This window comes from Glutamicibacter bergerei (genome assembly GCF_054495185.1).
The window spans coordinates 1-15,395 of the sequence record NZ_JBTMZF010000003.1 but is presented as its reverse complement, the minus strand read 5'-3'; the positions used below and the strand labels follow the sequence as shown (position 1 = coordinate 15,395).

The window sequence follows — 15,395 nt, the reverse complement described above, 5'->3', positions numbered from 1 at the left end:
TATGTGAACCCAAAACTCAACACCCTCCTGACCACACTCTACGTCCTACTCACCGACCGTGTCTTGCCGGATTTGGGATACGACCGCTCGAGCAAACCCGGCCGCAAGGCCGCGCTTAACGACGCGGAGCTGCTGTGCCTGGTCGTGGCCCAGCACCTGCTGCACGGGCATTCCTCCGAGTCGCGGTGGGTGCGCTACGCCCGCATCCACCTGCGGGAACTGTTCCCCGGGATCCCGCAGCAATCGGGATACAACAAGCGCGTGCGCGCCGCCGGAACACTGATCAGTGCGGTGATCACCGCCCTGGCCCGGGACACCGAATCCTGGCACGAGATCCTCCGCCTGCTCGATTCGACCCCGGTCCCGTGCGGCACCAGCCGCGAAACCGTCAAGCGCTCCGACCTGGCCGGGCACGCCGGCTACGGATACTGCGCCTCGCACTCGCGCTACTTCTGGGGCTTCCGCCTGTACCTGATCAGCACCCCGGAAGGCATGCCGGTGATCTGGGGACTGGCCAACCCGAAACTCGGGGAACGCGAGGTCACCGAAGCCCTGCTGCGCCACGACCACCACCTGGTCCGCGACGGACAGGTCATCCTCGCCGACAAGGGCTTCGCCGGCAGGGACTTCGAGCGGTTCATCGCCGAGGACCGCGCGCCCTTCCTCTTGCCAGGTGTCAACGGACAGGCTGCGCTTGTTGCGGTTGATCGAGAGGAAGATCGGGTTGTCTTGGCCGCCCCGGTCAGGAAAGGAGTTGCGTGCGATGTCCCCGGCACCGGGACGTTCGATCTTGATGATGTCAGCACCGAAGTCCCCGAGCATTTGGGTGGCGCTTGGACCCATGAAGACCTGGGTGAAGTCAACGACGGTGATCCCTGCCAGGGGAAACGTCAGGGCTTCTTCGGTCTGTTCTTCGCAAAGATCGTTGGGGCAACTGCCTGGATAACTCGGTGATGGAAAACTTCTTCGGACACCCAAAGGAAGAGATATTCCACCGCCAGGAATCCACCGACACCGGTGGATTCATTGCCGAGCTTGAAGGATACATTCGTTGGTACAACTTTGAGCGCATATCGTTAACGCTGCAGGGCCTGAGCCCGATGGAATATCGGGCCCAGGCCCTGGCTGCGTAGACTCTTAGTTGCCGAGTCCAACTTTCGGGGTCTAGTTCATCATCACCCAATAACATTGGGTTTCTTCGTTCCGCGTTCTCACTCCCTTTTCTAGAGGCTAACGTTGAAGACCAGCGGAACTAAGGTATGCAGGACGATCATGATCAGCACCAGGGAGATCGTGTTCATCCACAAGCCGGCCTTCACCATCTGCTTGATGGTTATCTCCCCGGAGCCAAAGGCCACCGCGTTGGAGGGAGTTGCTACTGGGAGCATGTATGCGGAGCAGACTGCCATGGTTACGGCGATCGTCATGATCAGCGGATCCACACCCACGCCTACGGCTACCGCACCGAAGATCGGGAAGAAAGCGGCCGCAGTGGCTGTGTTCGAAGTCAGCTCGGTCAGTGCTAGTCCAACGATGATGACGGCAAGGACGATGGCCCAGCTAGGCAGGAAACTCAGTCCGGAAACCTGGGTTCCGACCCACTCTGAGAGCCCTGTGGCGGTGAACATCGCCGAGAGCGACAGTCCGCCCCCAAAGAGCAGTAGCAGTCCCCAGGGAACCTCTCGTGTGGCGGACCAACTGAGCAGGGCCTCACTTTTCGGGTTGTCACGGCGTTTTTCAGCTGGCACGATGAAACAGGCCACGGCGGCGGCGATCGCGACCTGGGCATTCGAGATCGATGCAAGGAACGGCAGGTACTCCTGGACCACTGCGATCTCTGCGATGAAGGGGATCGCCACCCAGAAGAAGATTGCGACCAGGAAGACCAGTGCGACTCGCTTTTCCGCAGTCCGCATCGATCCGAGGTTCTGGTGCTCCTCTCGGATCAATTCGCTTCCACCGGGGATCTCGTTTACCTCGGGGCGAAAGACAATCTTGGTCAGCACCAGCCAGCACACTGCCGTCATGACCACGGCAAGGGGCACCCCGACGAGCATCCACTGACCGAAGCCCATCTCGAAGCTCTGCGATTCCAACAGGTATGCCGTCATCAAGGCCATCGGCGGCTGGCCGATGATCGTCGCCATGGAACCGATGGTTACGCCGTAGCCGACGCCGAGGATCATGGCGGCGGAGAACTTCTTCCCGGAGGCGCGGCTATCGAGCTTCCGCACCAGCCCGATGATGGAGGAGGCGATCGGCACCATGATCACTGCGGTCGCGGTGCTGGACACCCACATAGAGATGAAAGCTGAGGCAATCATCAGGCCGAGGACGATTTGTGCGGGTTTGGTCCCCACCAACTTGATGGTCAGCAAGGCCACTCGCAGATGCAAGTTGGATTTCTGTGTTGCCAGACCGAGTATTACACCCCCCATAACTAGGAAGATGACCGAGTTGGCGTAGGGACTGGCTACCTCCTCCAGGGTTCCTGCTCCGACGAGTGGGAAGAGGATGAGCGGGAGCAGCGAGGTTGCCGGAATCGGCACGGCTTCGGTCATCCACCACAGTGCCATCCAGATCGCAATTCCGGCAATGGCCCGTCCTTCAAAGGTCAGACTGCCCGGAAGTAGCAGCGTCAGAACGAAGGCAACTATCGGGCCAGCGAGAATTAACCACCAATTCCGCCCGCCACCGGTGTCCATCGCATCCTTGCCTTGCGGACCCTCTTTCTCAACGGCGACGGCATTCTGTTGTCTACTCATATTTCACCCTCCGGGCTCTGTCTACACAGAACCAAATTATGTACGTCACATCATCGTGAAGATTTCAGAAGAACGACTAGACCAGTTCAGGGTTACCGTAGACTAGGTCTTTTTTTGCTTGAATAAACCGGCATGCCTGCAAGCCTGGGTATATGGGGTCTGACGCGCCAAACACTGTGTCTTTTACCTGGTCGCAGCGCCGGAACCAGAGGGTTGGCCCTCATCTATGCCCTTAGCCGATTGGCATTGGGGCTAACCGACGAACGTCTTTTTCGGAATTGCGGAGACGAAGGCGTCAGAGTGGAACCGTTCGGGGTCGAGCCCGCATTTGCGGGCGAGATCGTCGACTGCTGAGTGGACCATTGTTTCGCTGCCGCAGGCATACACCCTATGGCCGGTGAGGTCCGGATGGTCGTTCATGGCAGCCTGCTGCACCCATCCGGTGGCACCGTCCCAGTCACAATCGGGGCGTGAGAGAACGGGTGTGAACGAGAACCAGTCGAAGCGTTTGGCCGCAGCACGGAGAAGATCCATCTGGTAGAAGTCCTCGACACTCCGCGCACCCCAGTATAGGTGGACGGGGCGGGTCTTCCTGCGCGCGATGTGGTCGAGGATGATCGACCGCATCGGGGCGAATCCGGTGCCTGTGGCCAGTAGCAGGATCGGATCCTCGGAAATCAATCCCTCCTCAGGATCATCCGAGTCCTCGACGAAGAACTCGCCGAACGGCGCCTCGATCTCGACCGTGTCGTGGAACTCGAGCTGCTGCAGGATCCGTGCCGAGAACGCGCCACCTGCCGTGTGACGCACGTGCAGCTGCGCGAGGTCGTTGTGCTGGGGCGAGTTGGCGAGCGAATACGAACGGGTGTCGCCGTCGTCGAGGATCACGTTGAGGAACTGACCGGCCTGAAACGGCGTGCGCCGACCGATCGGGTACCGCAGATCGAGGATCGTAACGCTCGGGGCGACCTGACGGCGATGGTAGACGGTGGTGGTCAGGCGCTTGCGCTTGGGCACCGTGCGCGCCTCGATCCTCTTCGGCGCAATCTCGACGTCACCGACCGGCCGCGCGCGACACATGTGCACCTCGGCCGGGCCGCAGACGGCGCCGGTGCCCGGAACGTCGACCTCGCCGGACGTCAGGGTGCCGACGCATGTGTCGCACACGCCCTTGCGACACGAATACGGGATCACCCAGCCCGCACTCTCGGCTGCTTCCAAAATGGTCTGCTCCGGTGCGCACTCGAAGGCGACCTCGGAGCGTTTGATGCTGATGGTGTTCATGTCATTCCTTCCAGTCCGAATGGGCAAGTAAGCGCAGGGCCGACAGCACCGCGCTCGGGTCCGCCGTGCCGAGGCCGGCCTTGCCGAACACCGGCCCGTGCCCGACGCTTGAGAACGAGACGCCGGCACCGATCGTCACCGCCGCAGCATCGCGTCTGGCGACCGTTTTGATCGGAATGTGACCCTGGTCGTGATACATCGCGAGGTAGCCGTCGGCGTCGCGAGTCCCACCGAGCACGACGTCCGCACCGGTGGGGCCGACCGCGTCGATGCCGAGCTCGCGCAGCTTCGCCACCGCTGGCTCGGTGACCCGCGCGTCGTCGCCGCCGAATAAGCCACCCTCACTCGCGTGGGGGTTGATGCCGAACACGTGGATCGCGGGCATGCTGATGCCCATCCGGCGCAGCGCTGTGTTCAGTGCGACCCCGGCCGAGACCACGCGGTCCGGCGTGAGCTTCGCAATCGACTCCGAGAGCTGCTCGTGCAGGGTCACATGAGCGATTCGCATCCCGCCGCCGACCAGCATGAGGAAGACCTTCTCCTCCGGAATGCCCGTCAGCTCAGCGATGAGCGGCGGGTAACCCGCGAATTCGATGCCGGCCTGGCGTACCGCAGTCTCCGAATGCGGACAGGCCACCACCCCGGCATAGTCTCCGGATGCCGCAAGGCGCACCGCTTCGGTCACGTATGCGATCGTCGCTGTGCCCGCGGCCGCAGTCACCTTGCCGGGAGCGAAGTCGGCGGGCTTCAGCACCCCGACGTCGACGAAGTCGCACACCCCAGGTTCTGCGATCACACCCGGCACAGCGTCGCGCACCGCGAGCCCCAGCCGCTCGGCCGAGGGTGCGAAGACGTGTCGGTCTCCGACCACGACTGGAGCGGCGGCCCCGAGCGCGGCAACGGCCGCGGCGGCGATGTCGGCACCGCTGCCGTTCGGATCACCGATGCTCAAGAGCAGCCGATCGGCGACTGTCATAGCGGAAGCACCAGCAGCGTGTCGGTGCGGGAACTGTCGCAAACGACGATCCGGCGGGACAGCAAGGCCTTGCCGCCAGCGAGCGAATACTCGTCGAGGTAGCGACCGCTCGCGAAGACGTCGGTCGGGCCGTTGCCGGTGATCCGGATGACAAGGAAGGACGTCTCACTCGTCACTGTCTGAACATCCTCAGAGAGGATTGCGGGCTGGCCGAGCAGATGCCGGTAGGCGTGTGGCTCATAGATGTTGGCTTCCTTGAGCGCCGAGACCCGGTCGCGCAGCATCGCCTTGTTGTTGGCCCAGATGACGCCGGCGGGCAGTCCGCGCCGGTGATTGTCGGCGGTGGTGACCTTATAAAAGGCATCGTTCGTAAAGTGCTCGGGCCAGTCCTCGATCGGGCCATCATCGATCGCGCGTACATAGCTGGCCTGGGCTCGGCTGATCAGGGTGAAGGCGTCCATCACTCGCCCTTTCCGATCGTGAAGCCCATCGCTTCTCGATAGAACTTCCAGAAGCCCCGGATCGAAGCCTCGGTCACACGGCTCTCGCTGGAGATGGATTCGTCGCCGCCCATCTGCATAGTGGCGAACTCGGTGCTCGCACCCGCGATGCCGCGCTGCACGAAGCCGCCGATCGCACCGTCCTCCATCGAGACGAAGCCTGCCGGGCCGACGAGGTTGGACTGCTTCATCCGGATCAGCTGCTGTTCCTCAGTGTCGTCCTCGAATCCGAGGAGGGTCCAGTTTAGACTCGTGGATTCGACGCCTGTGGGCAGCACCTGGCGGACCGCAATCGAGTTTTGAATCTGCTGCAGCACGAAACCGGGGGCCACTGACAGGATCTGCAGGGTGATGTCGTCGCCAACCTCGCTGAAGCTGTCGACGAGCGACGGATCTTCGAGCTGATATTCAGCGTCAGAACGGATGCCTTGGTCCTTGTAGTGTTCTTCAGCCTCAGTCTCGCGGTTGTTGGCGGACCAGCTCACATGATGGGCCCCGTTGGGCGAGACGATGATGCCGCCCTTCTGGTTCAGCTTGTTGATGCCAAACGTGGTGAAGAACAGGTGCAGGATACTCGCGTGATAGGAGTCCTTGGTGTTCTCCATGTAGAGCTTCCAGTTGTTTGGAAGCGTTTGCGTGAAACGGCCGAGCACGACCGGCTTGCGTCCGCCTAGCACACGGTCGATGTGATCGAGGATCTCCTTTCCGAGGTACTCCTCGATCTCCGGCACGTCATTGTTGAGACTGCCGAAGATGAGCCCATGAACGTTTGCGAGACGAAGCCGGCGAGGACCGTGCGCGGCCTTGCAGAAGCTCGACCCCATGCCTCCTTTTCCTTCAATTCCGTCCTCGAACGCGACCCCTGTGAGGTCGCCCTGCAGGTTGTAGGTCCAAGCGTGGTAAGCGCAGGTGAAGTCTTGAGCATGGCCGTATTGTTCCATCGCGATTAGAGAACCGCGGTGAGCGCAGCGATTCTCGAACGCGTAGATTTCGCCGTCGTGGTCACGCGTCACCAGGATGGGCTGCTCGCCAATGAAGGTCGCGCAGAAGTCACCGGGCTCGGCGAGTTCCGCCTCGAGGCAGAGATAGTTCCACATCCGGCCATGGAAGATGTTGCGCTGTTCGGCTCGGTAAACATCCTCGTCCTGGAATACCCAGTACGGCACCTCGGTGAGGTGCTCAGGCCAATGACGGGCGGACATATTAATTTCTACCGCTGTTGCGGTAACCTTCGACTCGATCACGCGTGCTCCTTTGATTCTGACGACACCGAATTGCGTTCGCTATCCGGACAGGTGTAAACTTTACGAACATATGGGATCGAATATAATAACCGAAGTCGCACTTGTCAAGAAAGGACACTCTTATGTCAGAGGAAACGATGGCAGGCCTTGAGAAGGGCCTCGCCGTTCTGGAGGCGTTCGGCAAGGACTTCCCGAGGCTGACGATCAGCGATGCCGCGCGTGTGACGGGGCTAAGCCGAGCGACGGCGTTGCGATGCCTCAATACGCTCACCAAAGTCGGCTACACGACCTTCGACGGCAAGTTCTTCTCGCCCACGCCAAGGGTGCTCCGGATCGGCTCGACGTACACTGAATCGGCGAACCTCCCCCGGCTCGCGCAGCCGCACCTGAGTGCCATCCGCGACGCGATCGACGAGACGGCATCGCTAGCAGTGCGAGATGGCGACAATTCGCTCTTCATCGCGCGCAGTGAGGGGTCACGACTGCTGCACACCGGTGTGCGCATCGGCACTCGGCTCCCGCTCTATGCGTCGTCAACAGGGCAGGTTCTGCTGAGCGCACTCAGCGAGGTTGAGCTCGCTGAGTATTTGAGCGCTGCGCCGTTCCCCGAGCGCACACCTCACACCCCGGTGAGCGCCGAAGCAGTCGAACGCCGCGTCAAGGCCGCCCGCACCGACGGTATATCCATCGGTGACGAGGAGCTCGAACCGGGACTGCTCTCGATCGCCGTACCGCTGCGCGATGTGACGGGACGCGTCGTCGCGGCCATCTCGGTCAGCGCATCGACGTCGCGTACAACCACGGACGATCTTCGCAATCGACTGGGCCCGGTGATGCAGCAGCACGCGACGGAGCTAAGTCGCTTGCTCTAGACCGGCCGTTTCATGAGGGCCGGCGTCACTGACCGTCTGTAACGAGAAAAAGGGGACTTGAACTGAGAAAATAGAGGTGTCGAAGCTTCATTCCCACCGGTTCAAAGGGCCCCGTTTTTACGCCGTCCCCGCTTGAACGAGGGGATCCGCCAGGGCCTGCGGATCCTGGTGACAGCCCGCGCAGCCATGGCCGCGGACCGTACCCGTTCGGTCAACGCGCTCAATGCTTTGGTACGCGGCAATGCGCTTGGCATCGATGCCCGAGGGAAGCTCACCAGATCAAGGAGATCGCCGCCTGGCGCGAGCGCGAGGAAGAACTGGCATTGCGTATCGCCAGGACCGAATCGCTCCGCCTAGCCAAACACGTCCTGGACCTCGACAAGCAACTGAAGGGCCAACGAACAAAAGCTCGACGAGCTGGTCAAGGTCAGCGAGGCCGCGCCCCTGCTCAAGGAGAAGAGCTTCCGGGCAGTGGCCGCTGCTAAACCTGGTGGCGTGGTCCCACGAGGGACGGGCCCGCAGCGAGGCTTCATTCGCCTGTCTGGCGGGCGTGAATCCCTGCGTCATCCGGGAACACGGTTCGGCACCGGTTGAACCGGGGCGGCGACAGAAGGCTCAACAGCGCCCTCCACATGGCCGCGATCACCAGGATGACCTATGACCCCGAAACCCGCGACTACGTCGACAAACGCCGTGCCGAGGGTAAGACCAACAAGGAGATCCGGCGTTGCGTCAAACGCTACCTGGCCCGCCGGGTGTTCCGGGTCCTGAACATCGCGGCCCAGACGAAAAAAGTCCAGGACGTGGTTTGCCAGACATAGTAGGGTCAACAAGGACCACTGGGAACTGGCCCTGGACCAGCACGGAAACGAGCGCCATGACGCATGGGTCATCGACGCCACCAGGGTCATCGAGCTGAAGAATTACCCCCCGCCCCCAAACACGCGCCTGTATTTAACGGGCAGAACCGCTGCATCCTGGAGCGAAGGCATCGCTCTTTGACGTTGACGGGCACCGGGTGACGGCGTTCCTCACCAATGCCCCGCGTGACAACGTCGCTTTCCTTGATGCCCGGCACCTTGCCCGTGCCAGGTGCGAAAACCGGACAAGACGCTGAAGAATTCAAATCTCGGAAAATTGCCCTTCACGGCATTTTCAGCGAACCAGCTTTTCGTCTGGCGAGTCTGCTCTCCAGTCGAACGCCGATAGGGCTTGGATTCACTGCCGAATCCGAGCTGAGACTGCCGTACAACGCGTACGCGATTGCCGGGGATGGAGAGCACCGTGTGCAACACAAAATACACCCGGTCTCCTACGCGCCATGGAATGAGCCCTTGTCCTTCGAATCCGGGGATGCGGTGGTTTCAACCCAAATCCAAGGCGCCAGGTGCGCCACGGTGATTTGCAACGACATGTGGCATCCGTCCATCCCCTGGTTGGCCGCACAAACCGGGGCCGAGGTGTTGATCGTGCCTGTGGCAAGCATCGAGGGAACGAATGCCGATCTCGTGCAACGGACGTGGAAGGTGAATCTCGAACACACGGCACTTCTGCTCCAATGCTATGTGGTCTTCATCAACCGTTGCGGAACCGACAGTGGCGCAACGTTCTGGGGGCGTTCCCGGGTCGTTGGGCCAGACGGAAAGATTCTGGTTCAAGCCGGTGCAACCGAGGAAACCCTCCAGACAACGCTTGATCTCAAGACACTGCGCGCGCTTCGAGCGCAGTCGCCTGTGCTGGCGGAGTCCCGCCACGACGTGGTCGCCAAAGGCCTCAACGGCCAGACAGCGAGTCCCAGAAACAAGAAAGGAAGCACCTCGAGTGTTTGATGTACACGTGCATGCCGCACCAGACGTGATCGGGAGAATCGGCAACGACGATGACATTTGCAGGGAGTACGCCAAGGCCGGATTTTCCGGATTTGTGCTCAAAGCGCACCACGAATCGACCGTGGGCAGGGCCGCATCACTTGCCAGGTCCTCGGGTTTGGACGTTGTCGGGGGTATCGCACTCAACAGGCCGGCCGGCGGCGTGAACCCGGCAGCCGTCGTTTCGGCACTGGAAAGTGGTGGAAGGGTGGTGTGGTTTCCGACTGCCGATTCCCATACCCAGGAGACCGCGGCGCTGCCGCGGCTGAGCGATCTGGATCCTAGGCTTGACCGCACCGTTCTCTCGGTACTCCCGGTGCTTGAGCCGAACGCTCGGCAGGCAAGCGATATTTCCCTGGTGTTGGATCTCATCGCTGAATACGACGCCGTGCTGTGCACCGGACATGTGAGCACCGCGGAGTGCGTTTGGCTCTTGGAGCAAGCGCAAAAACGCGGCATCAAGCGTTTCCTGCTCACACACCCCTCCTACACGGTGCCCGGGATGAGCGTCAGCGAGATAGCGGAATTGGCTGAACGGGGGGGGCATTCGTGGAGATCACCGCCTTCCAAATGTGGCATCAACCCGGCATGACCGCAGGCCATCTGGCTCAGGTCGCAAAGGCCGCAGGCGACAAGTTGGTCTTGGCCTCGGTCGCTGGACAGCCAATTAGCACTTACCCGCCCCAGGCGTTGCAGGAGCTGGTTTCGGCGCTTCGAAAGGAAGGGCTGGATGAGGGTTGGCTGGCGGCTGCTGCTTCAGCTGTTCCTCGTACTCTCATCCTGAACTGACGTCGGAGCCACAAGTGATAACCCAGCAATCAACCAGCCTGGGTCGATCGCATCTTTGCTGGTTCCAGCATTTTGTCGAGGTCCTTGACCGGCCTTTTGAAGTCGATGGGTGGTGTTGTATCGAGCAGATCGCCCGCTTCCGGGATAGTCCCAACCGCACCGTACAGAAGACTCTTCCGGAATGGTCAGTCTTGACTGGGGGATCTCGCAAGCCGGTCCTCCACCGGACACGCCAACCGCTGACCTGCTGCTTTGCTAATGGTGACCTATGAAGTGTCCGTATAGGGTGTACGGTGAACTGTCCGGTGAAGGATCCCTATGTGACACACTGATCTACATGTCTAAGATCATGATCGGTTACGCACGCGTGTCCACGGAAGAGCAAGACCTCACCGCCCAGCGTGATGCCCTGGCATCCCTCGGCGTTGAACCCGAACGCGTCTATGTTGATCATGGCTTTACCGGCAGGAACAAGAATCGCGCAGGACTTCACGAAGCCCTCGCCGCCTGCCGGGCCGGAGATACCTTCGTCGTTACCAAACTCGACCGCCTGGCCCGGTCCGTCCGAGACGCCCACGAGATAGCCGACGACCTCGCCAGACGCGAAATCAAACTCAGCATCGGTGGTTCCGTCCACGACCCCACCGACCCAATGGGCAAACTGCTGTTCAACGTCCTGGCGATGATCGCCGAGTTCGAAGCCGACCTCATCAGCATGCGCACCCGCGAAGGAATGAAGGTCGCTAAAGCTAATGGCCGACTCCGGGGAAAACAGCCAAAACTCAGCGTCAAACAAGAAGCCCATCTCCTGGAACTACACGATGCAGGGAAATACACCATGACCGAAATGGCCGAACTTTTCTCCATCAGCCGATCCACCATCTACCGGGCCGTTGAACGCGACCAACGCAAGAAAACCGGCACAATCACTCCGTGACATCTTCCTGCCACCACCGAAAGATGACGTGCGGCTCTCATCCGTTGCCCCACACTGCGAAAGCTTTGCGTCGGGCATTTCGCTTTTTCGCGAGCCCTATCCACGCCAGGATCGACACCGGGATGTCGTTAGCGTGAATTTCCGTACCGATCTTCCTCAGACCCCGTGTAACCGCCGCTCTGTGTTGTCGCCGTCATGGGATGGAAGTCGGCCGTGGGTTTTCTGGAACTCCAGGACTTCAGCCAGCAGCTTTCGCCAAGTGACCGTCGGACGGTCCACTCCCCTAGCGGCCAGTGCTGCTTCGTGTGTGGCACGGGTGCCTGGCTCATATCTTTCCCGGGATTGGAAGTGAGCGTGGATGGTAGCAACGTTCTGGCGACAGCGGTCAGCGATTTCACGCACGGTCAGTCCGGCAGCGTACATCATGTCCCATTCGGGATGCCTCGACACTTCCCAACCAGCCATACAAACAAAGCTACTCCAGCAACGCACAACAGCGAAGAGGTCTAGAAGTCGGAATGGGAGCATAAAATATCTACCGCTCTAGTTTCCACCCAACGGTCGTAGGGAATAGTGCCCAATGAATTTCGAAGAATCAAAAACTTTTGCGTGTCGCAGGTCGATTAACTTGATTGCGCAACCATAGGATGATGATATGAAGAATCCGCATGGCCGCGCTTACGGCACCATGAAACACCCTACGCCGATGGGGTGGAAGGTCGAGCGCGAAAATAAAGAGCATTTCGCGGATCTCGCGAAGAAAGCCGGCATGTCTGCCGCAGCATTCTTCGACCTTATGGTGGAGACCTTGGAATATGACGGCCGAGGACTTCCCACGTGGGTTCCACAAAACGATAGCAAGGAAGGCCATCTGCCTATCGACAAGCTTTAAACAGAAAAGCCCGCGCAATGCGCGGGCCTAAGCTCTGAATCCGATCTATGTCTCTCGCCAAAGTTACTACAGATCGTGATTTACCAAGTTAGCTTCCGGCTACCACACCGGACGCTCCCTCTTCTTTACCCTGAAACAGGAAAGACGTTGTATGTCTATAGTAGCGCCTGAACGCGCCCACGCAACAATCCAACCCACTGAAACACACCCAAACAGTGCGATTCAGACCACAAAAACCCCCCACTGGGACACCCGACCGTGCAACGGACGCATCGCAGCGATCCAAAAACACGTCACCAAAAGCCACAAACCCTTCCACCGCGCAGACACCCCCGAAGGGTTCACGCCCAAAGGAAAAACCCAGTTCAACGCCTCCAAAGAAGCGTTCGCCACCAAACACACCCAAACCCCTCCCCCGGTCCACATCCGCCGCGTCTCCCGCGCCCAAGAAACCTCCGACCGGGCCGTAGCCTGGGCAATCCCCACCGGCAGCAAAAAGATCGACCACACCGCCCAAGCCTGGCGCGCCACCCGATCCCTCGACGAACTGCTCTGCCGCCGCAAAGACTGCCAACGCAACACCCTCGCCGTACTCTGGGTCCTCCTTCGCTACACCGACCACGACTCCATGACCGTACGCATCACCTGGAACACCATCGCCGACAAAGCACGCGTCAGCCGCGCCACCGTAGGCAACGCCCTCAAATTCCTACGCGCCCACGGCATCCTCGGCATCGTCGCCTCAGGCCGCAGCGCAGAATACGCAGCCAAAGCAGGCCAACCAGCCACCAACGAAGCACCCGTCTACGTCATCTGCCGCCCCACCGGCCTCGGCCTACGCCCCCAAGACGCACCAGACACCACCACCCACCGACCAACACAAACAACCCCCAACCGCGCGGCCTGTGGAAATAACTTAGAACCCCTCCCCGTAGGGGGGTTAACCACTTACGAAGTAAGTTCCTACACGCGCACGCGCGAGAAAAACACTCACAATGAGCCGCTACGCGGCACTGAAAATCATTTTGGGCACGGCTGCGCCGCGCGAACTCACCAAAACGACCAGCGACCAGTCCAACTGTGGCCAGCTTCCCGAACGATCAGCTCTAGAGGACAGGGATTATCGGCTGCCGCTGAAATTTTGCGGCTTATCCCTGGATTCCGGCCCTTTTCAAAGAAAAATATTCTTTCGATAATGAAGCCATTCTTCCAAGCAGGCTGGACAATCTCAGATATCCAACATGCTTTGGACTGGCGCACCACACCAGGTCTTCACGGCCGCGAATCCTGGGGGCCACTACCTCAGCATGACCGTGAAACTCAGTCCTACATCGACCACTGCCGAGGTCTACGCGCCGCAATCCTGCACCGGCTAAACCTGTGGCGTACCGCCACCGGCGAAATTATGCTCAGCAAATCCCAACGAGCCGCCGCTGAAAGCACCCAGGCACGAGCTGCAGCACGCGCCGCAGCCCACCGCCAAGCCACACGCGCCGCACAACGCCCCGCACACCAAAGCGCCGCAGCAACAGGCGCAGCAATGGCACGCGCAGCCCTAGCCGAAGCCCGACGCAGGAACCACGCCTAACACTTATCCAACTGAGAGCTGGCCTAAACTAGCCACAAACCCAAGGAGGCACGATGAAACCCTACACAGCAGCCGAATCCACCGAACGATTGCGTAGCCAACGCACCCCCTTATTTCTTGCACCGCTGTCGCCAGTGCTCATGGCCATCGCAATGATTATGTCCAACTCACTTGATTTGTGATTCGGCATCGCACTCTTGGCGCTCATCCTTGCAACAGCCAGTTTCATGCGCCTGATCTGGCAAGTAGCCCACTATCAAGACTTTAGCGACACACGAGAATGCCAGGTACTCAAAGCAATCTCTCTCAGCGCCGTGCCCATCGTTGTCCTGGCCCTTGCACTGCACTTCCTGATCTAAGCGGCTCACAACCTCACGTATAGACCAGGAATCATCCCTAGGATGCTCTACAAGATCCCACGTGACTAAATCGGATCTAATATTTCGTCCAAGCCGCACTTGCACGCGCCAGACCACATAATCAATCCGATCAGAAGAAGAATTTTTCACTTTGAAACCGGGGATTTCCCACCACTTCACACCTTCATAGCTTGTCAAGGCCCCTCCCCCGCACCAGCAGATAGACCCAAACCAACTTATTGATCTAGCTTGCTATCTATCATGAAAAATATCTTGCGAGTTTGCTAGCAAAATAGTAAAGTTGGATTTAGTTAGAAAACTTGCAAGCTATCTTGCGAGTTTGCGTTATTGCATGCTAAATAGCTTGCGTGCAAATAATTAGGAGGCGAACATGGCTACAACTATTGCCCTTGTGCAAACTAAAGGTGGCGTAGGTAAAACCACTAGCGCCATCTATCTCGCCTGTGCCCTGATCGCCCAGGGGTTCACCGTCGAGCTCTGGGACACCGATATGCAAGGTTCTGCCACAGAATGGGCTGAAGATGCGGAAGATGCAGGAACTCCGCTCCCGTTCCCCGTCGAGATCGTCAATATCGCCAAACTAAAGCGACTAACCGGAAAAAGCACCAAGGATTTCGTCATCATCGACACTCCCCCAGGTGACCCCGCCACAATTGACGCAGCAATCAAGATCGCCGACGTGGTCATCATGCCGACAGAACCAGCCGTCATGGATCTGAAGCGACTCGTTGCTACGAACGCGAACCTTCCGTCCGACAAAGCCCGAATTGCACTGTTTACGAAGGTCAACGAACAGACTGTTGCCCTGCGTGACGGCTTGGAATATCTGGAAGACAGCGACCTGGCGCTATTCAGCACTCGAATCAAGCACCGCCAAGCATTCAAAACCGTCCCAGGCGAAATTCCTACCGACCTGATGGGCTACGACGAAGTTGCTAAAGAACTAATGGAGGCACTGTCATGAGCAGTCTCAAAGACAAAATGAAGCCATCTGCAAAGTCAGCGAACGAAAAGTCCGCTTCGGTAAGCGAAAGCTTCAGAAGCGCAGAGGCAGATGAAATTGACCTGAAGCCACTGAACGTGCGGATTTCAAAAGAGCTGCACACACAGGTAAAGCTCTATGCGGCGGCTAACGACATGAAGCTACAAGTCCTGGTTGCAGCAGCGCTTCAGGAGTATTTGGAAAAGCGAGCCTAAAGTGATCGTGAGACAATAGACTAACTTCCTTTCCTTGGAAGCAAACCGGGCCCGACCGCCTTCCTATGCGGTCGGGTCCACCTTTTAATGGCCGAATTTCGGT

Annotated in this window: 17 protein-coding genes and 4 pseudogenes; 14 read left to right on the top strand and 7 right to left on the bottom strand. The window is 59.4% G+C overall.

The features are described 5' to 3' along the window. Nucleotides 1–3: 3 nt before the first annotated feature. Nucleotides 4–723: pseudogene (locus tag ACX5K5_RS17155) on the top strand (IS982 family transposase); the annotation flags it as partial. Here the strand turns inward: ACX5K5_RS17155 and ACX5K5_RS17150 are convergent. Beyond that, nucleotides 646–843, bottom strand: a pseudogene (locus tag ACX5K5_RS17150) (CoA transferase); the annotation flags it as partial. The pseudogenes ACX5K5_RS17155 and ACX5K5_RS17150 overlap by 78 nt on opposite strands. A 110-nt stretch (nt 844–953) precedes the next feature. Between ACX5K5_RS17150 and ACX5K5_RS17145 the strand changes: the two are divergent. After that, nucleotides 954–1,133 carry an IS3 family transposase gene (locus ACX5K5_RS17145; RefSeq protein WP_264271722.1) on the top strand — a complete coding sequence of 60 codons (180 nt, stop codon included), beginning with the start codon at nt 954–956 and terminating at the stop codon, nt 1,131–1,133. Nucleotides 1,134–1,223: 90 nt separating this feature from the next. On the opposite strand, the gene ACX5K5_RS17140 is transcribed toward ACX5K5_RS17145, so the two are convergent. The 5 genes from ACX5K5_RS17140 to ACX5K5_RS17120 all read right to left on the bottom strand — a co-directional run bounded on the left by ACX5K5_RS17140 (nt 1,224) and on the right by ACX5K5_RS17120 (nt 6,727). Further along, complete coding sequence (locus ACX5K5_RS17140; protein WP_459175566.1) at nt 1,224–2,765, bottom strand: SLC13 family permease; 1,542 nt, start codon at nt 2,763–2,765, stop codon at nt 1,224–1,226. A gap of 252 nt (nt 2,766–3,017) precedes the next feature. Next, nucleotides 3,018–4,049: a 2Fe-2S iron-sulfur cluster-binding protein gene (locus tag ACX5K5_RS17135; protein ID WP_264271724.1), complete on the bottom strand. Its 1,032-nt coding sequence runs from the start codon at nt 4,047–4,049 to the stop codon at nt 3,018–3,020. 1 nt (nt 4,050) lies between these two features. After that, complete coding sequence (locus tag ACX5K5_RS17130; protein WP_459175565.1) at nt 4,051–5,025, bottom strand: PdxA family dehydrogenase; 975 nt, start codon at nt 5,023–5,025, stop codon at nt 4,051–4,053. Beyond that, nucleotides 5,022–5,486, bottom strand: a complete 465-nt coding sequence (locus tag ACX5K5_RS17125) for an aromatic-ring-hydroxylating dioxygenase subunit beta (protein WP_459175564.1) — start codon at nt 5,484–5,486, stop codon at nt 5,022–5,024. Before ACX5K5_RS17125 ends, ACX5K5_RS17130 begins: the two co-directional genes overlap by 4 nt. Beyond that, nucleotides 5,486–6,727: an aromatic ring-hydroxylating dioxygenase subunit alpha gene (locus ACX5K5_RS17120; protein WP_459175578.1), complete on the bottom strand. Its 1,242-nt coding sequence runs from the start codon at nt 6,725–6,727 to the stop codon at nt 5,486–5,488. Before ACX5K5_RS17120 ends, ACX5K5_RS17125 begins: the two co-directional genes overlap by 1 nt. A 164-nt stretch (nt 6,728–6,891) precedes the next feature. On the opposite strand from ACX5K5_RS17120, the gene ACX5K5_RS17115 reads away from it, so the two are divergent. The 7 genes and pseudogenes from ACX5K5_RS17115 to ACX5K5_RS17085 all read left to right on the top strand — a co-directional run bounded on the left by ACX5K5_RS17115 (nt 6,892) and on the right by ACX5K5_RS17085 (nt 11,235). After that, a complete protein-coding gene (locus ACX5K5_RS17115; protein ID WP_459175563.1) occupies nt 6,892–7,641 on the top strand; it encodes an IclR family transcriptional regulator domain-containing protein in 750 nt (249 codons plus the stop codon). Between the two features lie 117 nt (nt 7,642–7,758). After that, a pseudogene (locus ACX5K5_RS17110) lies at nt 7,759–8,462 on the top strand (transposase); the annotation flags it as partial. Between the two features lie 10 nt (nt 8,463–8,472). Continuing rightward, nucleotides 8,473–8,808 (top strand): annotated as a pseudogene (locus ACX5K5_RS17105) (IS1380 family transposase); the annotation flags it as partial. Then, nucleotides 8,778–9,470, top strand: a complete 693-nt coding sequence (locus ACX5K5_RS17100) for a nitrilase-related carbon-nitrogen hydrolase (RefSeq protein ID WP_459175577.1) — start codon at nt 8,778–8,780, stop codon at nt 9,468–9,470. The pseudogene ACX5K5_RS17105 and the gene ACX5K5_RS17100, both read left to right, overlap by 31 nt. Beyond that, complete coding sequence (locus ACX5K5_RS17095) at nt 9,463–10,101, top strand: DUF6282 family protein (protein ID WP_459175562.1); 639 nt, start codon at nt 9,463–9,465, stop codon at nt 10,099–10,101. The genes ACX5K5_RS17100 and ACX5K5_RS17095 overlap by 8 nt, the downstream gene beginning before the upstream one ends. After that, entirely contained in the window at nt 10,098–10,298 is a 201-nt protein-coding gene (locus ACX5K5_RS17090) for a hypothetical protein (RefSeq protein ID WP_459175561.1), read from the top strand. Before ACX5K5_RS17095 ends, ACX5K5_RS17090 begins: the two co-directional genes overlap by 4 nt. Before the next feature lie 337 nt (nt 10,299–10,635). Beyond that, nucleotides 10,636–11,235, top strand: coding sequence for a recombinase family protein (locus ACX5K5_RS17085; RefSeq protein WP_459175560.1), 600 nt, complete (start codon nt 10,636–10,638; stop codon nt 11,233–11,235). A 156-nt stretch (nt 11,236–11,391) separates the two neighbouring features. Here the strand turns inward: ACX5K5_RS17085 and ACX5K5_RS17080 are convergent, their stop codons facing one another. After that, nucleotides 11,392–11,700: a hypothetical protein gene (locus ACX5K5_RS17080; RefSeq protein WP_459175559.1), complete on the bottom strand. Its 309-nt coding sequence runs from the start codon at nt 11,698–11,700 to the stop codon at nt 11,392–11,394. 190 nt (nt 11,701–11,890) lie between these two features. On the opposite strand from ACX5K5_RS17080, the gene ACX5K5_RS17075 reads away from it, so the two are divergent. The 5 genes from ACX5K5_RS17075 (at nt 11,891) to ACX5K5_RS17055 (ending at nt 15,292) form a co-directional block, all read left to right on the top strand. After that, entirely contained in the window at nt 11,891–12,127 is a 237-nt protein-coding gene (locus ACX5K5_RS17075) for a hypothetical protein (protein ID WP_459175558.1), read from the top strand. 151 nt (nt 12,128–12,278) lie between these two features. Next, nucleotides 12,279–13,715 (top strand): hypothetical protein, encoded by a 1,437-nt coding sequence (locus ACX5K5_RS17070; protein WP_459175557.1) that lies wholly within the window; start codon nt 12,279–12,281, stop codon nt 13,713–13,715. Nucleotides 13,716–13,768: 53 nt separating this feature from the next. Continuing rightward, entirely contained in the window at nt 13,769–13,897 is a 129-nt protein-coding gene (locus ACX5K5_RS17065; protein WP_459175556.1) for a hypothetical protein, read from the top strand. 568 nt (nt 13,898–14,465) lie between these two features. Beyond that, nucleotides 14,466–15,059, top strand: a complete 594-nt coding sequence (locus ACX5K5_RS17060) for an AAA family ATPase (protein WP_459175555.1) — start codon at nt 14,466–14,468, stop codon at nt 15,057–15,059. Next, complete coding sequence (locus ACX5K5_RS17055) at nt 15,056–15,292, top strand: hypothetical protein (protein ID WP_443462340.1); 237 nt, start codon at nt 15,056–15,058, stop codon at nt 15,290–15,292. Before ACX5K5_RS17060 ends, ACX5K5_RS17055 begins: the two co-directional genes overlap by 4 nt. Nucleotides 15,293–15,395: the final 103 nt, after the last annotated feature.